Here is a 21050-nt window from a genome sequence, read left to right as displayed (position 1 = left end):
CAGTGATCCTGGGGATGATGCGGACCTACCAGATCGCTTCGCGATCCGGCAGGAACCCCGGCCGGGTGTGCGAAGAAAGATCATTTTCGCACACCCTTTGGCCCTCTAGCGGCTATGTCTTCGAGGACCTGAGCCAGGGCGTCGACCCCCGCGAGGCAGTCGGCGGTCTCCGCGTGCTCGGCCGGGGAGTGCGAGACCCCGGTGGGGTTGCGCACGAAGAGCATCGCCGTGGGGATTCCCGCCCGGGCCAGGATCCCGGCGTCGTGACCGGCGCCTGTCCCGAGTACGGGGGCGTCGCCGAGCAGCTTCGCCAGCCGGCCGACGAGCACGGCATCGAAATCCGTCGCCGCGGTGAAGGACTCCTCGACCGGATCGGAGCCCGCGGCCGTGGCGACGGCACCGACGACGGAACGGACGTGATCCTCCTGCGGGCCGCGGGCGTCGAGCCACGCGGTGATCCGGGACGGGATCGCGTTGACCCCGTTCGGGATCACCTGCACCTTCCCGACGGTGGCCACGCACCCGACGATGCTGGCGGATGTCCGTGCGGTCGTGACGACGTGCGCGAGGTCGAGCATCGGGTCCCGGCGGTCGGCGAGCCGGGTGGTGCCGGCGTGGTTGGCCTCACCCTCCAGATCCAGGCGCCACCGGCCATGCGGCCAGATCGACGAGCCCACCGCCACCGGGCGGCCGAGATCGGCGAGGCCGCGTCCCTGCTCGACGTGCAGCTCGACGAACATCCCGATGCGCCGCAGCGCTTCCGGGTCCGGTCCGACCTGCCGCGGGTCGTGGCCCGAAAGCGCCATCGCCTCTGCCAGCGTGATGCCGTCGCCGTCGCGCAGCGCGCGGGCTCTGTCGGCATGAAGGGCTCCGGTGATGAGGCGCGAGCCGGTGCAGGGGATGCCGAACCGGGCACCTTCCTCGTCGGAGAAGCAGGCGATACCCACCGGGGCTGCTGGTCGGAAGCCGCTGGCCCGCAGTTGGTCCACGGCGGCGAAGGCGGATACCACGCCGAGCGGCCCGTCGAACGCGCCGCCGTCGGGCACCGAGTCGAGATGAGAACCGATCACGACCCCCGGGGTTCCGGCGTCGGGGTTTCCCCACCAGGCCCATAGGTTGCCGGCGCGGTCGGTGACGACATCGAGACCGCGGGCCGCCGCCTCTCCGGTGAACCAGTGCCGCAGCGTGCTGTCCTCGGACGTCCAGGCGAACCTCCGGTATCCGCCGGTGGCCGCCGCGCGGCCGACCGGCGAGAGGTCGCCCCACATGGCCTCGAAGGTCACGAGCCCTCCCGCATGGGCATCCGCACCCCGGTGGCGCGGGCGACGTCGTCGGCTCTGCCGTAACCGGCGTCGGCGTGGCGGAGGATGCCCGTCGCCGGGTCGTTGCTCAGGACCCGCTCGAGCTTCTGCCGGGCCAGTTCCGTGCCGTCGGCCACGGTGACCTGGCCGGCGTGCAGGGACCGGCCGATGCCGACCCCGCCGCCGTGGTGGATCGAGACCCAGGTGGCTCCCGAGGAGGTGTTCACCAGCGCGTTGAGGAGCGGCCAGTCGGCGATGGCGTCCGAGCCGTCGAGCATCGATTCGGTCTCGCGGTAGGGGGAGGCGACCGAGCCGGTGTCGAGGTGGTCCCGGCCGATGACGATGGGGGCCGTGAGCTCCCCGGAGGCCACCATCTCGTTGAACCTCGCCCCGGCGCGATCGCGGTCGCCGTAGCCGAGCCAGCAGATGCGCGCCGGGAGTCCTTGGAAGGCAATGTGTTCCCGCGCTCCACGCATCCACCGCTGGAGCCGGTCGTCGTCGGGGAAGAGCTTCATGACGGCCTCGTCGGTGGCGTGGATGTCGGCCGGGTCGCCGGACAGGGCAACCCAGCGGAACGGCCCCTTGCCCTCGCAGAACAGCGGCCGGATGTAGGCGGGCACGAAGCCGGGGAACTCGAAGGCCCGGGAGTACCCGCCGAGGCGGGCCTCCTCCCGGATCGAGTTGCCGTAGTCGAACACCTCCGCGCCGGCGTCCTGGAACTCGACCATCGCCTGCACGTGCTTGGCCATCGCTGCCCGGGCCCGGTTGGTGAACTCCTCGGGCTTGCGCTCGGCGAGGTCGTGCCAGTCCTCGACGGCGACGCCCTCGGGGAGGTAGGCGAGTGGGTCGTGCGCGCTGGTCTGGTCGGTGACAATGTCGACGGCGAGCCCGCGGCGCAGCAGTTCCGGGAAGACCTCGGCGCAGTTGCCGGTGACCCCGACGGACAGCGCCCGGCGGTCCGCTTTCGCCCGCAGGACAGTGGCGATGGCGGTGTCGAGATCCGGCGCGACCTCGTCGAGGTAACGGTGCTCCACCCGGCGCTGGAGCCGGGAGTGGTCGACGTCGACGATGAGGCAGACGCCCCCGTTGAGGGTGACGGCGAGCGGCTGCGCGCCACCCATCCCGCCGCAGCCACCGGTGAGGGTCAGCGTCCCGGTGAGGGTCCCGTTGAACCGCTTGTCAGCCACCGCGGCAAACGTCTCGTAGGTGCCCTGCAGGATGCCCTGGGTCCCGATATACATCCAGGATCCCGCGGTCATCTGCCCGTACATGGTGAGGCCCAGCGCTTCCAACCGCCGGAACTCCGGCCAGGTGGACCAGTCGCCCACGAGGTTGGAGTTGGCGATCAGCACTCGAGGGGCCCACTCGTGGGTCCGCAGCACGCCCACCGGCTTGCCCGACTGGACGAGCATCGTCTCATCCTCGCGCAGCGTCGTCAGCGTCCGGATCATGGCGTCGAAGGCGTCCCAGCTTCGCGCGGCCCGTCCGGTGCCGCCGTAGACGACGAGATCGTCGGGTCGCTCCGCGACCTCGGGGTCGAGGTTGTTCTGCAGCATCCGCAGCGGCGCCTCGGTCTGCCAGGACCGGGCGGTCAATGTAGTCCCGCGAGGAGACCGTACGGGGCGGGGGCCGGACATCGGGGACTCCTTTGGGACGGGCTGGACGGTGGTGGGTCAGGTGAGAGGGCCGCAGGCGGCATCAGCCGCGCCCAGGGCGCTGCCGGACGCCACCAGGCCCACGACAGCCTCGATCTCGGGGGAGAGGTAGCGGTCCGGACCGGGTCCCCCGGTGACGGTCCGCACGAGGTCCCGGACAGCGTGGGTACCGGCGGCGGGAGCCAGCGGGGCGCGCAGGTCGAGTGCCCGGCTCGCCGTCAGGATCTCGATGGCGACCACCCGGGTCAGGCCGTCGAGCGAACGGCGCAGCTTGCGCGCGGCCGACCACCCCATCGAGACGTGGTCCTCCTGCATGGCGCTCGAGGGGATCGAGTCGACCGATGCCGGCGCGGCCAGACGCTTCAGCTCGGAGACGATGCCGGCCTGGGTGTACTGGGCGAGCATCAGTCCGGAGTCGACGCCGGGATCGTCGGCAAGGAACGCCGGAAGGCCCTGGCTGCGATGCACATCGAGCATGCGGTCCGTCCTGCGCTCGGACATCGACGCGACGTCGGCGGTGACGATGGCGAGGAAGTCGAGGACGTACGCCACGGGCGCTCCGTGGAAGTTTCCGTTGCTCTCCAGGCGGCCGTCGAGCGTGAGTACGGGGTTGTCGACGGCGCTGGCGAGTTCGCGGGAGGCGACGAGCCGTGCGTGGGTCACGGTGTCCCTGGCCGCGCCGTGCACCTGCGGGGTGCACCGAAGCGAGTAGGCGTCCTGCACCTGGGCGCAGTCCGGGCTCCGATGGCTGGCCATGATCGGCGACCCGGACAACAGGGCGCGGAGGTTCTTGGCGCTCTCAGCCTGGCCGGGATGCGGTCGTAGTGCCTGCAGCTCGGGGACAAACACGGCATCGGTCCCGAGAAGCGCCTCGATGCTCATCGCCGCGGAGATGTCCGCGGTGCGCAGCAGGAGGGCGAGGTCGTGGCAGGCCAGGGCCAGCATGCCGAGCATCCCGTCGGTGCCGTTGATGAGGGCGAGGCCCTCCTTCTCCCGCAGCACCAATGGCTCGATCCCGGCCGCCGCGAGAGCGGCGGCGGCGGGAACCGCCGCACCGTCGGCGTCGCGGACCTCGCCCTCGCCGGTAGCCGCCAGAGCGCAGTGCGCGAGCGGCGCGAGATCCCCGGAGCAGCCGAGCGAGCCGTACTCGCGGACGATGGGCGTGATGCTGGCGTTGATGAGGTCCGCGTAGGTCTGCGCCACCGCCGGGCGGACGCCGGTCCGGCCCGTGGCCAGGGTGGAGAGCCGCAGCAGCATCATCGCCCGGACGGCCTCCCGCTCGACCTCGGGTCCCGAGGTGGCGGCGTGCGAGCGGACCAGGCTGCGTTGCAGCTGGGCGCGCAACCCCACCGGGATGTGCCGGGTGGCCAGTGCGCCGAAGCCAGTGGAAACGCCGTAGTGGGGTTCAGCGCCGGCGGCCAGGGCATCGATCACCACGCGGCCCTGAGCGATCGCCTCGAGCGCCTCGGGGGAGAGGCGGACTCGGGCGTTGCCGCGGGCCACGGACACGACGTCGTCCTCGGTCAGCCCCCCCACACCGATAGTCACGTCCTCCACACCACGAGTCCACACGCTCCTGCCCTCCGGGCGCCATACCCGGAGAGCACAATGTGTCTGTGATCCCAGACAGTCGACGCCCGGGCGCAAGGTGAGCAACGTTCCGGCCGCGGCGCAGGTGCTCGCGATCCTGCGCCACCTGAGCCGTCAGCCCCAACCGGTGGCCGCCGCCACGATCAGCCGGGACCTGAGGCTCCCGCGCTCCACCACCTACCATCTGCTCTCCACGCTGATGGCCGAGGGCTTCGTCGTGCGCCTTCCTGATGAACGTCGATACAGCCTGGGGCTGAGCGCCTACGAGCTCGGAAGCGGCTACTCGCGGCAGGTTCCGCTTCAGCGCTTTGCCCGGGTCCCTCTGGCCAACCTCGTCGACCGGGCGGGGCACACGGCCCATCTGGCGGTGCTTCACGGGCGGGAGGTCGTATACGTCATCGAAGAGCGGGCACCGCGACGCCCTCCGCTGATCACCGATGTCGGGGTCCGGCTCCCCGCCCACCTCACCGCAAGCGGCCGTGCCATGCTCGCGGTCCTGCCGGCGGCCCAGGTGCGGGCGCTGTTCCCCGACCGGGACGCCTTCGTGCTGCGCCACGACGTGGGGCCATGGACTCTGTCCGCTCTACGGCGGGTGCTCGTTGACGTTCGCCGGCGCGGTCACGCGGAGGAGGACGGTGAGGTTACGCCCGGTTTTGCTTCCGTGGCGGTACCCGTGCTCACCCGCGACGGGCGGCCGGCTGCCGCCGTCGCCGTTACCTACCCCATGGCGGAGGTCACAGACGCCGCTCGGGACAGGATCGTCGGCCTCGTCGCCGAGACGGCTGACCTTGTCGCCTCCCGGCTCACCGGCGAACGCGCTGTTCCACGGCGGATGAGCCGTTGAGGCGGGGACGCCCGACCAGCGGTGTGCTCCGGCGTGCGGTCGCTGGACGATCGCGGACTTGTATCGTCTAATCAATTAGCTTATTGTTCTACCTTGACGATGCGGGTTGGCCGCGGGGACGGAGGTTCTGCTCGCATGACGCCAAAGATCATTTCGGTGGACGACCATGTCCTGGAGCCGGGTGACCTGTGGACCAGCAGGCTTCCGGCCCGCTTCGCCGCGGCCGCGCCCGTGCTCCAGCGCGTCCGAGGCCGGTTTGGCACGGGGCCGCGCGGCGCGTGGGAGCAGACCGATGACGGCGGCTGGGCCGACGTGTGGCACTTCGACGGGAAGCAGGCGGCGATCCTGCCAGGCTTCGCCGCCGCGGGCAAGGACCAGAACTGGCTGGGCGCCCACTGGGACCCGATGCTCTACGACGACATCCGTCCGGGCTGCTTCGAGCAGTCCGCGCGGCTGGCGGACATGGACGCCAACCACACCGAGGCGTCCCTGGCCTTCCCGACGTTCCCGCGGTTCTGCGGCCAGACCTTCCACGAGTGCGCCGACCGCGAACTGGGCCTGGCCTGCATCCGGGTCTACAACGACTGGATGATCGACGAGTGGTGCGGCGGCGCGGGCCACGGCCGGCTCATCCCGCTGACCCTGATCCCGCTGTGGGACCCCGAGCTCGCCGCCGCCGAGGTCCGCCGGTGCGCGGCCAAGGGCTCCTACGCCGTCGCGTTCTCCGAGAACCCGACCCGACTGCGGCTGCCGAGTATCCACACCGGTCACTGGGACCCGCTGTTCGCGGCCTGCGAGGAGTCCGGAACGGTGGTGAACCTGCACATCGGGTCGTCCTCGACCTTCCCGGTGACCTCTCCCGACGCGCCGCGGGCGGTGTCGCTGGCGCTCACCTACCAGGGCGCCGCGCACGCGTTCTGCGACTGGCTGACCAGCGGCCTGCTGGAGCGGTTCGCGACGCTGAAGGTCGCGCTGTCCGAGGGCCAGGTCGGCTGGATGCCCTACCTGCTCGAACGCCTCGACCAGGTGTGGAACGAGCGTCCCGTCTACGGCAATGTCGAGAACCTGATCACCCGGCCGCCGAGCAGCTACCTGGCCGACCGGCTCTACGGCTGCGTCTACGACGACGTGGCCGGGCTGCTGCAACGGGACGTGATCGGCATCCGGCAGATCATGTTCGAGGTCGACTACCCGCACGGCGACTCGACCTGGCCCCACTCGCTCGCGGTCCTGGAGAAGACGGTGGCCCAGGCCGGTCTGTCCGACGAGGAGACCTGGCTGCTGGCGCGAGGAAACGCGATCCGGTGTTACGGCCTGGAGCGCTTCGGCCTCACCGACGGCCGCGACATCGACGGCCCTGAGTCGGCCGCTGGCCACCTCGATGAGGGTGTGGCCGTGCGCTGAGAACCACCGAGTGAGCCGTGTTGGCGCGATGCGAGCGCGTCAACACGCCCGCGAGAGGCCCACGAGGCGCGTGTCACCGCCCTCGCCCATGTGCCGGCGCGGCGGCCGCCACGCCGGAGCGGCCGCCGCGTCTTGTCTTGTCGCCCGTGTGCTTCTGACCCACCCGTCTGGTGGCTGGCTGTCCCCGGCACCCAAAGCCAACCCATATCGCAACATCGTTTAAAAAGATAAATAATCTGTCTGATGTCTTGCTATGTGATCGCATGGCCCCTACCGTCCTTCGCACCACCTGGCGTGATGTCGAGACGGCGGGCTGAGCTGGGGAGCGGCGCGGGGGATCGCGCTGGTCAGAGGAGGCTGGGTAACAGTGAGGTACGGGAAGTTAGGCATCGGGGCCCGGCTAGCGGTCGTCGCCGTCGGCGCCACCACCCTGCTCGCGGCGTGCGGCGGGTCCGACGACTCGAAGGGTCCCGCGGCCAGCGAGACGACGGCGCCGGCACCCACCGGGTCGCCGATCAACATCGGCGTCATCGGCTCGCTCACCGGGGCGCAGGCGAGCTCCAGCAGCCAGGGCGCGACCGTCGGCCCGGCCTGGGAGCGCTACGTCAACGAGCAGCTGGGCGGCATCGGCGGCCACCCGGTGAAGATCTTCGTTGAGGATGACAAGGGTGATCCCGCGCAGGCGCAGGCGGCGGCCAAACGACTGGTCGACGACAAGGTGGTCGCCATCGTCGTCTCGTCCGACAACGAGGTCAGCGCCTTCGCGGACGCGGTCATCGCCGCCGGGATCCCGCTGGTCAGCGGCACCGCCAACGTGACCGACTGGTACACCAAGGCCGGCATGTACCCCACGGTGACCGACGTGCTGTCCGGTCTGAGCGACCAGGTCTTCGTCGCCAAGAAGTACGGCAAGGCGACCAAGTTCGCGGACCTGTACTGCAGCGAGGTCGCCGCCTGCCAGCAGGCGAACGCGCCGCTGGAGGCCGCCGCAGCCAAGGCAGGCATCGGCTTCACCTCCCTGGCGATCAGCTCCACCGCCACGAGCTACACCGCGGAATGCCTCAAGCTCCAGCAGGAGAAGGTGGACTACGCCCAGCTGAACTTCACCACCGCGGCCGCGGCCAAGTTCGTCGAGGACTGCCAGTCGCAGGGCTACAACCCGACCTTTGGTACCTCTGCCCAGGCCGTCGGCAAGGACCTGCTCGGCATCCCCGACTTCACCGCCTTCGGCCCGGCCTACGCCTTCCCGTCCACGTTGAACGCCCCGGCGGCGACCGACTTCGTCACGGCGATGAAGCGGTTCGCCAAGGGCGACAACTGGGCCGAGGGCACCGGCTCCTACACCTGGAGCGGGCTGGAGGCCATCCACAAGGCGCTCGCGTCGGCCAGCGCCACCGTGACCGCCAAGGATGTCGCCGCCGGTCTGAACACCTTCAACGGTGAGACCCTGGGTGGCCTTCTCGCCAACCCGGTGACCTTCACCGCCGGCAAGCCCGTCAGCTTCGGCGCCCACCCGTGCGCCTTCGTCATCGGCATCGCGGACGGCAAGACGGCCGCCCCCGCCGGCGCCGAAACCGTCTGCGCCAACGCCAGCAGCTGATCCCGACGAGCCGTCCGGGGGAGGGCCGGGGACCGTCGCGCCGGCCCTCCCTCCGGGTGTTCGCTCGCGAGAGGTGATTCCCCTGAACGCGTTCTTACCGTTCATCATCAGCGGTATTGCCACCGGCTCCATCTACGGGCTCGCCGGCACCGGCCTCGTCCTGACCTACAAGACGTCGGGCATCTTCAACTTCGGCTATGGCGCCATGGCGACCGCCGCCGCCTACCTCTTCTACTGGCTGCACCTGGACCTCGGCCTCGGCGTCTGGCCGGCCCTGGCGGTGTCCGTTCTCGTCGCCGGGCCCGTCCTCGGGCTGGGCATGGAGCGGATCGCGCGCGGCCTCGCGTCGCGCGGCACCGCAATGAAGATCGTCGGAACGGTGGGGATGATCCTCGTCGTCCAGGGCCTGGCAACCATCTGGTACGGCGCCGACACGATCCGGGTGCGGCACTTCCTGCCGATGGCCAGCCGCAGCTTCCGGGTCGGCGGGGTCAACGTCCAGTACCCGCAGCTGTGGGTCACCCTCGTGGCGGTCCTCGCCGTGGCCCTCCTGTTCGCGGTCTTCCGCTGGTCGCGGACGGGCCTCGCGATGCGCGCCGTCGTCGACGACCCGGACCTGCTGTCGATGCAGGCCACGAGCCCCGTCCGGGTCCGACGGATCTCCTGGGCGGTCGGCACCACGTTCGCCGCGCTGTCCGGGGTCCTCGTCCTGCCGTTCATCGGGCTCAACGCGATCAGCCTGACGTTCCTGGTCGTGCAGGCGTTCGGCGCCGCCGCGATCGGCGGCTTCTCGAACATCCCGCTGACGTTCGCCGGCGGCCTGCTCCTCGGCGTCGGCTCCGACCTGTCGAAGAAGTACATCCTCGACGTGAGCTGGCTGTCGGGGCTGCCCGCCAGCCTGCCGTTCATCGTCCTGTTCGTCGTCCTGCTGGTCACCCCGAAGAACAGGCTCGCGACGGGTCCGGCCGCCGAGGCACGACCGCGGCTGCGTTACCACGCGCCGACGCCCGTCCGGGCGGCGACCGCGGTGGTCGTCCTCGCGGTGCTGGCGCTCGTCCCGCTGGTCGTCGGCGCCGACAAGCTCGGGTTCTACACCATCGGCCTGACCCAGATGGTCATCGTCCTGGCGCTGGGCCTGCTGGTGCGCACCTCCGGCCAGGTCTCGCTGTGCCAGTCGGTCTTCGCCGCGATCGGCGCGGTCGCGTTCTCCCAGTTCGCCGTCGGCCACGGGGTGCCCTGGCTGGTGGCCGTGCTCCTCGGCGCCCTGGTCGCCGTGCCCGTGGGCGCGATCGTCGCGATCCCGGCCATCCGGCTGTCCGGGCTGTTCCTCGCCCTCGCGACGTTCGGCTTCGGGATCCTCGTCGAACGACTGGCCTACGCCCGGGGTTTCATGTTCACCGTCCTGCAGGACGGCCGCGCGATGCCCCGGCCCTCGGTGGCGACGGGGGACCGGGCCTACTACTACGTCGTGCTGGCGTTCGTCGTCGTCACGGCCCTCGTCATGGTCGCGCTGCACGCCTCCCGGCTCGGGCGGATGCTGCGCGGCCTGGCCGAGGCCCCGGTCGCGGTGATGACGATGGGCCTGTCGACGAACACCACCCGGGTCATCGTCTTCTGTGTCTCCGCGTTCTTCGCGGCCATCGGCGGCATCCTGTACGGCGGCTCCGTGCACTTCGCGGTCTCCAACGACACGAACTACACCGCCTTCTACTCCCTGGTCCTGGTGGCGGTGCTCGCGCTCGCCCCGTTCGGCGAGCCCTGGTACGCGATCTTCATCGGCATCACGTCGGCGATCCCGGCCTACCTCACCGGGGCCGACACCACCAGCTGGCTCAACGTCATCTTCGGCTTCTTCGCCGTCCAGATCGCGGTCCAGGGCGGCCACCCGGCGATGCCGGAACGGCTGCGGGCCGTCCTCGACCGGTTCAGCCGGCCCGCGCGGGCGCTGGCCGGCCCGGCGCTGGCGCCCGCGGCCGCCACGGCGGCCGCCGTGACGGCCGGGCCGGTCGTTCGGGAGCCTGCCGCCCCGGCCCGCGAGCAGGACGGCGCACCGCGGGCCGGGCTCGAGGTGGCCGGCCTCGGGGTCCGGTTCGGTGGGCTGGTCGCCGTCGACGGGCTGTCGTTCGCCGCGCCGCTGGGCCGGATCACCGGCCTGATCGGCCCGAACGGCGCGGGGAAGACGACGACGTTCGACGCCTGCAGTGGGCTGAACCGCCGGGTGTCCGGCCGGATCGGCCTGCACGGCCAGGACATCACCGGGCTCGGCCCGGCTGCCCGCGGCCGGGCCGGCCTCGGCCGCACCTTCCAGCGGATGCAGCTCGGTGACTCGCTCACGGTCGCCGACAACGTCGCCCTCGGGCGGGAGGCCAGCCTGGCCGGCGGCCACGTCTGGGCGCAGCTGGCGGCGACTCCGCGTCAGCGCCGCGAGAGCCGGGCCGCCGCGCTCGGCGCGCTCGACCTGTGCGGCATCGCCGATCTCGCCGGACAGCAGGCCGGGGCGCTGTCCACCGGTCAGCGCCGCCTGGTCGAGCTCGCCCGCGGCCTCGCCGGCCCCTTCGACGTCCTGCTTCTCGACGAGCCCTCCTCCGGCCTCGACCGCGCCGAGACGGCGGCGTTGGACGAGGTCCTGCGCAGGGTGGTCGCCGAGCGCGGCTGCGGGATCCTCCTCGTCGAGCACGACATGTCCCTCGTCCTCACGATCTGCGAGTACGTCTACGTGCTGGACTTCGGCCGGCTGCTGTTCGAGGGGGAGCCGGCGGTGGTGGCCGCCAGCCCGCTCGTGCAGGCCGCCTACCTCGGATCCGACGCGGTGGTCGTGCCGGCCGTGCCCGAACGGGAGAACGCGTGAGCACCGCGAGCCCCGAGGTCGCCTCCGTGGGCGGCCAGGTCCCCACGGAGCCGTCGCGGCCTGAGCCGGCCCTTGTCGTGAGCGGCCTGACGACCGGCTATGACCGGACCACCGTGCTGCGCGACGTGTCGCTGACCGTGCCGGCCGGCGAGGTGACGGCGCTCGTCGGCCCGAACGGCGCGGGGAAGAGCACGCTGCTGCGCGCGGTGTGCGGCTTCCTGCCGGCGAGCCGCGGCACGGTCACCCTGCTGGGTCGGGACGTGACGACGCTGGCCACGCACCGGCGGTTCGCCGCCGGCCTGTGCCACGTGCCGGAGGGCAGGGGTGTCTTCCGTTCCCTCTCGGTCCGCGAGAACCTGCGGATGCAGGCACCTCGCGGCCAGGAGGCCGCAGCCGTGGACCGCGCGGTCGGGGCGTTCCCCGTGCTCGGCCGCCGCCTGGCGCAGACCGCCGGCACCCTCAGCGGCGGCGAGCAGCAGATGCTCGCCCTGGTAAGCGCCTACGTGCGCGACCCACGGCTGGTGCTCGTCGACGAGGCCTCGCTGGGCCTTGCGCCCAAGGTCGTCGACGAGGTGTTCGTGTTCCTGGCCACGCTGCCCGCGGCCGGCGCCGCGCTGCTGGTGGTCGACCAGTTCGTCACCCGGGCGCTGGAGCTCGCCACCACCGCCTACGTTATGCGCCGCGGCCAGATCGCCTACTTCGGGCCGGCCGCGGCGCTCAGTGACGCGGACCTGTTCCAGCACTACGCGGGGTCCTGAGCGCGCGAGACGGGACCCGGCCGACGCCGGGTCACCCGCGGGGGACCGAGGCCAGAGGAGGCAGGCAATGGGAGAACGTCTCGGGGGCCGCACGGCGGTCGTCACCGGCGCCGGTTCCGGGATCGGCCGGGCGACGGCGCTGCGGTTTGCCGCTGAGGGCGCGTACGTGGTCGTCAACGACCTCGCGGCCGACCGGGCCGAACAGACCGCGGCGCTGGTCACCAAGGATGGTGGCGGCGCGCGGGTACACCCGGGTGACGTCACCGCCGCGGGGTTCGTCGCCGCGCTCGTCGATGCCACGGTCGCCGACACCGGCCGGCTCGACGTCTTCCACAGCAACGCCGGCAACGGCCTGGCCCAGGGTCCGCTGCTGACGATCGCCGACGAGGGCTGGCGTGCGGACCTGGAACTCAACCTGACCTCGATGTTCGCCTGTGTCCGGGAGGCGCTGCGGGTCATGGTGCCGGCCGGCCGTGGCTCGATCATCTGCACGTCGTCGGCCGCGGGGGTCGGCGCGGTCCCGGGGACCGCGCCGTACGGATCGGCGAAGGCCGGGATCCTCGCCCTCGTCCGCTCCGCCGCCGTCGAGTACGGCATGTACGGGGTGCGGGTCAACGCGATCGTGCCGGGGTCGGTGGCGACCCCCGCGTTCCGGCACTGGATTGGTACCGAGGAGCGGCTCGCGGCCTACGGACGGCAGATACCACTCGGCCGGACGGCCCAGCCGGGAGACATCGCCGACGCCGCGCTCTGGCTCGCCTCTGACGAGTCGTCCTACGTCACCGGCATCGCCCTCCCGGTCGACGGCGGCGCCACCGCCGCCCTGCACCAACCGCACCTGGACTGATGGGCTGCTGCGAGGCCGCCGGCGTGGGGCCGGCCGGCCACCCGCGTCTGGTCCGCTACGGTGGACGTCCGTCGACCCTGGCGTGCCCGCGCGTCCCGGCGGCCGCGGCGGCCGATCCGCGCCGGGGACGCGTGGGCCGGATTCTCCGCACGCGGCCAGGGTCGCGAGTCGGACTGGGGGTGGCTGGTGGCCGACGATCTGGCGGCCTCCAGGCTCGTCGACCGGCAGCGGCGCTTCGCCGAGAGCCAGATCGAGGACGCAGCGATGGCGCTCTTCGTCGAGCGCGGCTTCGACGCGGTGACCGTCCAGGAGATCGCGGCGGCGGCAGGGACCTCGTCACGGACCTTCTTCCGCTACTTCCCGACGAAGGTGGACGTGGTCCGCGGCTTCCACCGCCGGCTGCTCGACCGGCTGATCCGCGCCGCCCTGGCGCGTCCGGCCGACGAGGACGGCGTGCGCGCGCTGCGGGCGGCCTTCCTGCGGACCGCCGACATGGACCCGGCCCAGGTCGATCGTGTGGTGCGGATCGGCCAGGTCCTCACCGGCAGCGCCGGCGCCGCCGCGCGCGACGTCGCGTACGAGACCCGCTGCGCAGGCGAGCTGGCCGCGTTCGTCGCGAGCCGTCTGCCCGGCGGCGCCGACGACGGGGTGACCTCCCAGGTCGTGGCGGTCAGCATGCTGGCCACCGCGCAGGCGGTCTTCGCCAGCTGGCTCGCCGCCCGCGGTGAGCGGAGCCTGACCGCGCTGCTGACCGAGGCGTTCGACGTCCTCGAGGCCGGTTTCGGGCCGGTACGCGGCTCCGCCGCCGCGGCGCCGCGACAGCTCCCGTAGCGACACCGCACCGACGGCGCTCGTCCTCCGGCACGGCCGGTTTGGCGCCGCCCGCTCGCACAGAGAAGGCTATTATTTAGCTAACTAATTGTGCGATGTTGGGGGTCGTGGTGGTGGAGACGAAGCCGGCCGTGGCGGCGCGTGACGAGTGGTTTCGGCCGCTGGCCCGCGTCCGGGCGCTCGACACCGGCCGCTGGGTCGCGGCGCCGTGGTGCGCGCAGGTGCTGTCCTGGCTGGGCGCGGACGTGTCGCGGCTCGAACCGCCGGGCGGTGACCCGTTGCTGGCCCTCGCCGACGGCCCGGCGTCCACCGCCCGATGCCTGTACGACGACGCCAACCGCGGCAAGCACGCGCGCACGGCGAGCACACCCGAGGAGTACGCGCGGCTGCTGCGGGCCGGCGCCGCCGCTGTCGACGTCCTCGTCGACGACCACACCCCGGCCGAGCTCGCCGCGCTCGGCGTCGACCTGGCCGACCTGACCCGGCGGCACCCGGCACTCGTGATCGTCTCGGTCACCGGCCACGGCCTGACCGGTTCCGCCGCGGACCGTCCGGCCAGCGAGCTGACCGCGTACCACGCCGGCGGCGAGGGTGCGACGCTGCCGAGCGAGAACGTCTACCGGCTGTTCCCCGACCGCCCGCCGGTCCGGGCGGGCCGTTTCCTCGCCGACCACGACGCGGGCCTCACCGCCGCGGTCGGCGCCCTCGCGGCCCTCGCCGGCCGGCGCCGCCGGGGCACAGGTGACGTCGTCGAGGTCGCCGGTGACCAGGTCGAGCGTGGCCTGAACCGCACGACGCTGTCCCGGGCGTGGTTCGAAGGCCGCGACTACGACCGCACCTACCGTGGCTACGACTACGCCGGCGCGCTGCGCTGCCTCGACGGCTGGGTCGCGATCCGCCCGGTCGAGGAACGGCACTGGCGCTCCTTCTGCCAGGTCCTCGGCCGGCCCGAGCTGGCCGACGACCCGCGGTTCGCCGACCGCGGCCGCCGCTACGACAACGCCACCGTGCTGACCCACGAGCTGGAGTCGTGGACGTCGACGGTGACCCGCGAGGCGGTCCGGCGTGTCCTGCTGGAAGCCGGCTGTCCCGGCGGCCCGTTCCTCGAGCCCGGGGAGCTCGCCGCCGACCCGGCGATCGCCTCCCGCGGTCTGTTCGGCCCGGTCGTCGGCGGCGGGGTGGCGCCCACGCGCTCCTTCCTCGTCCGGCCCGCTGAGAAGCACGCCGCCAGGGCGGGGGAGGGCGCGACGCCGCCCGCGCTGTCGGCCGGGCGGCTGCCGCTGAGCGGGCTGCGGGTCGTCGACCTGACCTGGGTCGCCGCCGGGCCGTACGCCACCGAGCTGCTCGCGTTCCTCGGCGCCGACGTCGTGCGGGTCGAGTCCCCGACCGCGCCGGACCTCTTCCGCCGGGACATGGCCAACGCGGGCGCCGACCTCGACTCGTCGATTCGGTTCATGGACCTCAACCAGGCGAAGAGCTCGGTGCTCGCCGACCTCAAGTCGCCCGCCGGCCGTGAGCGTGTCCTGCGGCTCGTGGAGGCCGCCGACGTGCTGGTCGAGAATTATCGCCCGGGTGTGCGCGACAGGCTGGGCCTGTGCGACGAGACGCTGCGCGTCCACCGGCCGGACCTGGTCATCCTGTCACTGTCCGGCTTCGGCGCGGACGCCCTCGACGCTGACCGGCCCGGCTACGCGTCGGTGTTCAACGCCGAGGGCGGTCTCGGCGCGATGACCGGCTACCCCGACGCGCCCCCGTCGGACATCCGCGACACCAACGACCTGCGCGCGGGCACCAACGGCGCCCTCGGTGTCCTCGCCGGGCTGCTGCACGCGTGGGACGGTGGCGGTGGGGTCACCGTCGACGCGGCCGCCCGTGACGCGCTCGTCGTGCTGCAGGGCCACCTGGTGCTGGCGGCCTCCCGGGGCGGCCGGCCGCTGCGCGCCGGCAACACCGTCGAGTTCGCCGCCCCGTATGACTGCTTCCCGACCCTGGACCGCAGGTGGGTGGCGGTGGCCGCCCGCACCGACGAGGAATGGGCCGCCCTCGCGGACCTGCTCGGCCCGGCCGCCGCGGACCCGGCCCTGCGGGCGTCGAGAGCCCGGGTGGCTCGCAGGGCCGAGGTCGATGCCCTGGTCGCCGCCTACACCAGCCGCCACGACGCGGCGTCCCTCGTCGCCCGTATGACGGCCGCCGGGGTGCCGGCGGGCCTGTCGGCGGCCGCGAGTGACCTCGCCGCGGACGACGATCTCGTGACTCGGGGTGCGCTGCGCGGAGTCGAGCACCCTCGGCTGGGCCAGCTCACCCTGGTCGGCTCACCGTTCCGGCTGCGCTCCTGCCCGGACCCCGTCTACCCGCGTCCGCCGTTGCTGGGCGAGCACACGGACGAGATCGAGCGGCGCTGGGACCTCGCGCCGCGGGTCATGGGCCCCTGACGGCTGATCGCGCGGCGCGGCCGCGCCCGGGCCGTGACGGCCCGTCGGAGGGTCAGGTCAGCAGCAGGTCGAGCGCCGTCTCGGCGGGCAGGTCCGCCAGCAGGAACGCGGCCACCGTGGTCAGGTGGCGGTTCCAGTAGGCCTCGACCTCGGCCGGCTCACCGCCGTCCTTGAGGATCTCGACGAGCCGGACGTGGCTGCGGTGCGTCCGTGCCCGCTGAGCCTCGGAGTCGGCCTTGCGCCGGTGGACCTCGCTCGACGAGGCCACCGCCGCCTTGACGATGTTGTAGAGCATCTGGACCAGCAGGCTGAGTGTCTCGCTGCCGGTCAGCTCGACGACGCCGAGGTGGAACGCCTCGTCGGCGGCGAGGAACTCGTCGTCCTGGCCGGCGCCGAGCGCCGCCTCCTCCGCGCCGAGCAGCTTCTCTAGCCGCGCCACGGCGTCGTCCCGACGCGCGCCGGCGAGCATCCCCGCGGACTTGGACTCCAACAGCGCGCGGACCGCGTAGACATCGCTGAGCGTGGCGCGCCGGTGCTGCAGGATCGCGCCGGCGTAACGGGCGGCCGCCCCGGTGTCCGGCACCTGCACCCGGGCCCCTCCGTTGGCGCCCCGGCGGACCTCGATGAGCCGCTCGGCCTCCAGGATGCGGAACGCCTCGCGCATCGTCGGCTTCGACACCCCGAACTGGGTCGACAGGACGGTCTCGCTCGGCAGTACCGCGCCGGGCTCCAGGGTGCCGCGGATGATCTGCTGCCGCAGCTGGCCCGCGATGAGCTCGCCGGCCTTGGGAGCCCGGACCTGGCTGGCCTTCGCCACGCCGTCCTCCGATCGCCTGGCCCACCCGCGGGCACGGCCGGTGGGACGCTCTGTTCCCGGAATGGTTCTCTAAATGAGGTGTACAAGTAGAAGTCTATCCGGCACGCCGGGCCACCACCGGAGCGGCGTCCCGGCGCATCGGGCCGGCGCGGGTGTTGGTCATACCAGGCCGCCACCGATAGGCGCGCCACGGGCTGGCTTCCCGCCTGACGGACCGTCCTGGCGCTAGATGCCGACGCGCTGGGCCAGCAGCTCCCGGTGGTAGGTCGGGTCGCCGAACAGCAGCTGGGAGCCTTTCGCCCGCTTGAAGTACAGGTGGGCCGGGTGCTCCCACGTGAACCCGATGCCGCCGTGGATCTGGATGTTCTCGCCCGCGCAGCGGAAGTAGGCGTCGGAGCAGAAGGACTTGGCGACGCAGGCGACGGCGGCGAGCTCCTCGCTGCGCTCCCCGGCGGCCCACAGGCCGTAGTAGGCCGCCGACCGCGCCGACTCGACGTCGACGAGCATGTCGGCGCACTTGTGCTTGATGGCCTGGAACGAGCCGATCGGACGGCCGAACTGGACGCGGACCTTCGCGTAGTCGACGGCCATCTCCAGCACCCGGGCGGCACCGCCCACCTGCTCCGCGGCCAGCCCCACGGCCGCCAGGTCGAGGACCCGCGCCAGCACCGGCCAGCCGGCGCCCTCCGCGCCGAGCAGCCGAGCCGGCGTCTCGTCGAAGGTGAGCCGGGCCTGCTTGCGGGTCATGTCCATGGTGGGCAACGCCTCGCGTCGTAGACCCGGCGCGTCGCCGGCCACGGTGAACAGGCTGACGCCGGCACCGGTCCGGGCGGCGACGACGATCAGGTCGGCGGTGTGGCCGTCCAGGACGTAGGTCTTGGACCCGGACAGCGACCAGCCGCCGTCGCGGGGACGGGCGGACACCGTCACACCGCCCTCGTCCCACCGCCCCGGGTCCTCAGTCAGAGCCAGGGTGCCGCGCAGGGTGCCCGCTGCCAGGCCTGGCAGGTAGTCCTTCTTCGCGGAGTCGTCGTCCGCGAGCAGCAGCGCCGACGTCGCCAGCACCACGCTCGACAGGTAGGGCGCGCACAGCAGCGCCCGCCCGGCCTCCTCCAGCACGATGCCGACCTCGACGAAGCCGTAGCCCGCGCCACCGAACTCCTCGGGCACCGCGAGCCCGAGCAGGCCGAGCTCGCCGAGCTGCCCCCAGACGGCCGGGTCGAGTCCGGTCTCGGTCTCCATCAGGCGGCGGACCTCGGTCTCCGGCGAGGCGTCGCCCAGCAGGTCACGGACCATCTGGCGCAGCTGGTCATGTTCCTCGCTGAACGCGAAGTTCACGGGTTCTCCTCCGCCGTCAGTCGGGGCAACGGGCGGGCCGCTGGCCCCAGCCCATGCCGCCTCCTATGCTTAGTCTAGATAGATAAGTTAACTGATTAACCCGCGATCTGGGAGGGTTGCCCGTGGGCATGCTCGACGGCAGGGTGGCGATCGTGACCGGCGGCGGGCGCGGCCTCGGCCGGTCACACTGCCTGGCACTGGCGGCGGCCGGCGCGACGGTCGTGGTCAACGACCTCGGGGCCGGCCTGCACGGCGAACAGACCGCCGAGTCCCCGGCCCAGGAGGTCGCCACAGAGATCACCGCCAGCGGCGGGCGGGCCATCGCCGACCACGGGTCGGTCACCGACTGGGCCGCGACCGAGGCGCTGGTCGAGCGCACCGTGAAGGAGTTCGGCCGGCTCGACGTCGTCGTCAACAACGCCGGCATCATCCGCGATCGGATGCTGTTCGCGATGACCGAGTCAGACTTCGACGCCGTCGTCGCCGTCCACCTCAAGGGCTCCTTCGCGCTCACCCGGCACGCCTGCGCCTACTGGCGGGCCGCCGCCAAGCGCGGCGAGCCGGTCAGCGGCCGCATCATCAACACCACCTCCGGTACCGGCCTGTTCGGCACGGTCGGCCAGGCCAACTACGGCGCTGCCAAGGCCGGCATCGTCAGCCTCACCACCATCGCCGCCATGGAGATGCGCCGCTACGGCGTCACGGTCAATGCGATCTCCCCGCTGGCCGCGACCCGAATGACGGCCGGCATCCCGCTCGGCGCCGAGGCGACGGCCAGCGGCTTCGACCCGCGCGCCCCGGAGAACGCCTCCGGCGTCGTCGTCTACCTCGCTTCCGAGGCGTCGGCCTGGATCACCGGCCAGGTGTTCCGCGTCGACGGCAACCGGGTGCAGCGCCTGCGCGGCTGGGCCGTCGCCGGCGAGTACGTCGGCACCGCCGGCGCGGCGGTGAGCGCGCAGGAACTGGTCGACGGGCTGCCGCCCGTGCTCGGCGTCGCCCCGACCGGGCGGGTCGCGTTCGCGTGACGCACGCGGCCCACCCGCGCGGTGCCGGCGGCGACGGACAGGAGACCCCATGGACATGAAGGACAGCCCCGCGGACGCCGAGTTTCGGGCCGAGGTGCGCGACTGGCTCGCCGACCATCTGGTCGGCGAGTTCGCCCGCCACCGCGGCGTCGGGGGGCCGACGGACGACGAGCACTGGGACCTGCGGCTGGCCTGGGAGCACGAGCTGGCCGACGCCCGGCTGCTCAACATCAGCTGGCCCGAGGAGTACGGCGGCCGCGGCGGCACCGTCGACCAGGAGATCGTCTTCCTCCAGGAGCACGCGGCCGCGGCCGCGCCCTACTGGGTCGGCGTCCAGGGCCGCGACCTGTTCGGCCCGACGCTGCTGCGCCACGGCACCCCCGCCCAGAAGGCCCGCTTCCTGCCCGCGATCACCCGCGTCGAACAGTTCTGGGGCCAGGGGTTCTCCGAGCCCGGCGCCGGCTCCGACCTCGCCGGGCTGCGCACCCGCGCCGTGCGCGACGGCGGCGAGTGGGTGATCGACGGTCAGAAGATCTGGACGACGTTCGGCGACACCGCCGACTGGCTGTACGTGCTGTGCCGGACCAACCCGGACGTGCCGAAGCACCGCGGCATCTCGATGCTGCTGGTCCCCGCCGACCAGCCCGGCGTCGACATCCGGCCGATCCGCAACATCGTCGGCAGCCGGGAGTTCTGCGAGGTGTTCCTCACCGGCGCGCGGACCGCCGCTGACCTGGTGGTCGGCGGGGTCGAGGGCGGCTGGAAGGTCGCGATGGGCACCGTAGGCGCGGAACGGCTGCTCACCACCCTGCCTTACCAGTACATGTTCGCCCGCGAGCTGCGCTCGCTCGTCGACGTGCTGCGCGACCGGGGCCGCACCGCCGACCCGCTGGTCCGGCAGCGGCTCGCGGATGCCTGGATCGGTCTCGAGGTGGTCCGTTACACCAACCTGCGGATGATCAGCACGCTCACCCGGACCGGCGACCTCGGCTCGGAGTCGTCCGTCTCCAAGCTGCAGTGGGCCACCTGGCACCAGCGGCTCGGCGAGCTCTCGATGCAGCTGCTCGGCCCGTCGGCGGAGATCGTCGGCGACGGCTACGCCCTTGACGCCTTCCAGCGCGGTTTCCTCAACAGCCGCGCCGAGACCATCTACGGCGGCGCCAACGAGATCCAGCGCACCATCCTCGCCGAACGCGCCCTCGGCCTCCCCAAGGAACCCGCCTGAGCTCTGACCTGGCGGGGCCAGCGGGACTGTCGGGAAAGCCGACGCAACTCGCCGCTTGTGTTGGGGATGCTCGACCCGCGCTTGGGTGTACGCGACAAACATCCCCAACACCCGTGGCCCCTGTCGCTGCAGGTCACAGGCCTGATCGGGCTCCCTGAACCCGATATTCATGACTGATCGTACAGACGGCGGGCGAGCTCGACCGCGCGCTGGCGGGAGTGGTGCGGCCATGGTCGACACCTTCCCTGGCGGCCAAGGGTCGCTTCAGGTGCGGTGTCCGTGCTCAGGGGCCAAGCTCACTACGCCAGGTTCAACCAGTCCTGGTGATCATTTAGCCATCGTCGCTGCTCTTCCGTCTCTGGACTATGCCTCCCGGACCTGCCGGATCGGCTAGGCCGATCCGGCACGGGACTCCAGACGTCGGCCCGCTGATCGTCCCGGGCGGGCGTCCGAGCCGGTCAGGTAAGCCGCAGCCCGCCGTCGCAGGGCAGGACCACGCCGGTGATGAAGCTGTTCTCCAGGACCGCGACAATCG

15 protein-coding genes are annotated in these 21050 nt (G+C 72.3%); 10 read left to right on the top strand and 5 right to left on the bottom strand.

What is annotated here, in order from left to right; all coding sequences use genetic code 11:
- Positions 1 to 80 precede the first annotated feature (80 nt).
- From QOZ89_RS09545 to hutH, 3 genes are read right to left on the bottom strand one after another with little or no spacing between them, the layout of a single operon-like run.
- Complete coding sequence (locus QOZ89_RS09545; protein WP_198543416.1) at positions 81 to 1283, bottom strand: allantoate amidohydrolase; 1203 nt, start codon at positions 1281 to 1283, stop codon at positions 81 to 83.
- Positions 1280 to 2938 (bottom strand): urocanate hydratase, encoded by a 1659-nt coding sequence (gene hutU, locus QOZ89_RS09540; RefSeq protein ID WP_071051237.1) that lies wholly within the window; start codon positions 2936 to 2938, stop codon positions 1280 to 1282. The genes QOZ89_RS09545 and hutU overlap by 4 nt, the downstream gene beginning before the upstream one ends.
- 36 nt (positions 2939 to 2974) lie before the next feature.
- Positions 2975 to 4513 (bottom strand): histidine ammonia-lyase, encoded by a 1539-nt coding sequence (gene hutH / locus QOZ89_RS09535; RefSeq protein ID WP_312623565.1) that lies wholly within the window; start codon positions 4511 to 4513, stop codon positions 2975 to 2977.
- A 91-nt stretch (positions 4514 to 4604) separates the two neighbouring features.
- Here hutH and QOZ89_RS09530 point away from each other — a divergent pair, with 91 nt between their 5' ends.
- The 8 genes from QOZ89_RS09530 (at position 4605) to QOZ89_RS09495 (ending at position 16110) form a co-directional block, all read left to right on the top strand.
- Positions 4605 to 5390, top strand: a complete 786-nt coding sequence (locus QOZ89_RS09530; protein ID WP_312623564.1) for an IclR family transcriptional regulator — start codon at positions 4605 to 4607, stop codon at positions 5388 to 5390.
- Positions 5391 to 5525: 135 nt separating this feature from the next.
- Positions 5526 to 6794, top strand: a complete 1269-nt coding sequence (locus tag QOZ89_RS09525; RefSeq protein ID WP_071051234.1) for an amidohydrolase family protein — start codon at positions 5526 to 5528, stop codon at positions 6792 to 6794.
- A 367-nt stretch (positions 6795 to 7161) separates the two neighbouring features.
- Positions 7162 to 8394 (top strand): ABC transporter substrate-binding protein, encoded by a 1233-nt coding sequence (locus QOZ89_RS09520; RefSeq protein ID WP_312623563.1) that lies wholly within the window; start codon positions 7162 to 7164, stop codon positions 8392 to 8394.
- Between the two features lie 73 nt (positions 8395 to 8467).
- The gene (locus QOZ89_RS09515; RefSeq protein ID WP_241842019.1) at positions 8468 to 11242 is read left to right on the top strand and encodes a branched-chain amino acid ABC transporter permease/ATP-binding protein; all 2775 of its coding nucleotides are present in this window, start codon (positions 8468 to 8470) and stop codon (positions 11240 to 11242) included.
- The gene (locus tag QOZ89_RS09510) at positions 11239 to 12000 is read left to right on the top strand and encodes an ABC transporter ATP-binding protein (protein WP_116271683.1); all 762 of its coding nucleotides are present in this window, start codon (positions 11239 to 11241) and stop codon (positions 11998 to 12000) included. The genes QOZ89_RS09515 and QOZ89_RS09510 overlap by 4 nt, the downstream gene beginning before the upstream one ends.
- Positions 12001 to 12067: 67 nt before the next feature.
- Positions 12068 to 12847: an SDR family NAD(P)-dependent oxidoreductase gene (locus tag QOZ89_RS09505; RefSeq protein WP_071051232.1), complete on the top strand. Its 780-nt coding sequence runs from the start codon at positions 12068 to 12070 to the stop codon at positions 12845 to 12847.
- Between the two features lie 186 nt (positions 12848 to 13033).
- On the top strand, positions 13034 to 13678 hold the full coding sequence (locus QOZ89_RS09500) for a TetR family transcriptional regulator (protein ID WP_131804111.1): 645 nt from the start codon (positions 13034 to 13036) through the stop codon (positions 13676 to 13678).
- Positions 13679 to 13785: 107 nt separating this feature from the next.
- Positions 13786 to 16110: a CaiB/BaiF CoA-transferase family protein gene (locus QOZ89_RS09495; protein WP_198543414.1), complete on the top strand. Its 2325-nt coding sequence runs from the start codon at positions 13786 to 13788 to the stop codon at positions 16108 to 16110.
- 52 nt (positions 16111 to 16162) lie between these two features.
- On the opposite strand, the gene QOZ89_RS09490 is transcribed toward QOZ89_RS09495, so the two are convergent.
- Together QOZ89_RS09490 and QOZ89_RS09485 are read right to left on the bottom strand one after the other, a co-directional pair.
- Entirely contained in the window at positions 16163 to 16927 is a 765-nt protein-coding gene (locus QOZ89_RS09490; protein WP_071051230.1) for a FadR/GntR family transcriptional regulator, read from the bottom strand.
- Positions 16928 to 17152: 225 nt separating this feature from the next.
- Positions 17153 to 18265 (bottom strand): acyl-CoA dehydrogenase family protein, encoded by a 1113-nt coding sequence (locus tag QOZ89_RS09485; RefSeq protein WP_071051229.1) that lies wholly within the window; start codon positions 18263 to 18265, stop codon positions 17153 to 17155.
- A gap of 128 nt (positions 18266 to 18393) precedes the next feature.
- On the opposite strand from QOZ89_RS09485, the gene QOZ89_RS09480 reads away from it, so the two are divergent.
- Both QOZ89_RS09480 and QOZ89_RS09475 read left to right on the top strand, forming a co-directional pair.
- Complete coding sequence (locus QOZ89_RS09480; protein ID WP_241842029.1) at positions 18394 to 19290, top strand: SDR family NAD(P)-dependent oxidoreductase; 897 nt, start codon at positions 18394 to 18396, stop codon at positions 19288 to 19290.
- 49 nt (positions 19291 to 19339) lie between these two features.
- The gene (locus tag QOZ89_RS09475) at positions 19340 to 20515 is read left to right on the top strand and encodes an acyl-CoA dehydrogenase family protein (protein ID WP_071051227.1); all 1176 of its coding nucleotides are present in this window, start codon (positions 19340 to 19342) and stop codon (positions 20513 to 20515) included.
- The last annotated feature ends 535 nt before the right edge of the window (positions 20516 to 21050 follow it).

The organism is Pseudofrankia coriaricola, from assembly GCF_032027725.1.
Taxonomy (GTDB): domain Bacteria; phylum Actinomycetota; class Actinomycetes; order Frankiales; family Frankiaceae; genus Pseudofrankia.
Note: the sequence above shows the minus strand (reverse complement) of the source record. Positions and strands in the feature narration are given on the sequence as shown.

Excerpts from the sequence above, each read along its gene's own strand:
- hutU (WP_071051237.1), bottom strand. The coding sequence starts at position 2,938 with ATGTCCGGCCCCCGCCCCGTACGGTCTCCTCGCGGGACTACATTGACC.
- QOZ89_RS09505 (WP_071051232.1), top strand. The coding sequence starts at position 12,068 with ATGGGAGAACGTCTCGGGGGCCGCACGGCGGTCGTCACCGGCGCCGGT.
- QOZ89_RS09525 (WP_071051234.1), top strand. The coding sequence starts at position 5,526 with ATGACGCCAAAGATCATTTCGGTGGACGACCATGTCCTGGAGCCGGGT.
- QOZ89_RS09480 (WP_241842029.1), top strand. The coding sequence starts at position 18,394 with ATGCTCGACGGCAGGGTGGCGATCGTGACCGGCGGCGGGCGCGGCCTC.
- QOZ89_RS09475 (WP_071051227.1), top strand. The coding sequence starts at position 19,340 with ATGGACATGAAGGACAGCCCCGCGGACGCCGAGTTTCGGGCCGAGGTG.